Origin of the sequence: Campylobacter sp. W0014, from assembly GCF_020135975.1 — a bacterium.
GTDB lineage: Bacteria > Campylobacterota > Campylobacteria > Campylobacterales > Campylobacteraceae > Campylobacter_D.
This window is the reverse complement of record NZ_JACHTR010000101.1, coordinates 1-505: the sequence shown is the minus strand read 5'-3', so window position 1 is coordinate 505 and position 505 is coordinate 1. Positions and strand designations below refer to the sequence as shown.

At 26.9% G+C, this 505-nt stretch carries 1 protein-coding gene; it reads left to right on the top strand.

Going from position 1 to position 505, the window contains the following annotated elements:
• A partial coding sequence (locus tag H2277_RS09140) for a hypothetical protein (protein ID WP_337201980.1) occupies positions 1-344 on the top strand: 344 nt, incomplete at its 5' end.
• Positions 345-505 lie beyond the last annotated feature (161 nt).

Below are 505 nucleotides of genomic sequence, written 5' to 3'. Positions count from 1 at the left end.
GAAAAGATATTTTAGAGGGATCTTGGGATATTAAAATCGATAAAGATATTAATATAAGTTCTAAATCAAATTATTCTTTAAGCACAGAAGATAATATCGATCTTTATACTGATGATTGCTTAAAATTAAGCAGTGTCAAACAAAGCACTTTAATTAATAAAAATTTACTCATTGACACAAAAGAACAAATTCTTGCAAAAGCTCAGAAAAAAATACAACTATTCATAGGAAATGCTAATATACAAAGCGATGGTGAAGAAATTCTTTTAGAAGTAGGTTCAAGTAAAATTACAATCAATAATAATGGTATCAGTATCAAAGGAAAAGTTAATATAGAGGAATAACCATGAAAAAAATAATATGTCTTTTAGTGATGATTTTTTGCACACTTAATGCAGATGATATAAAGGAGTATGGTATGAAAGATGACATTTTTTATTATTTAGGCAAGAGGACTATTGGAACGCCTTATGACTATTTAGATAGTAAGAATTATCTCCCTATC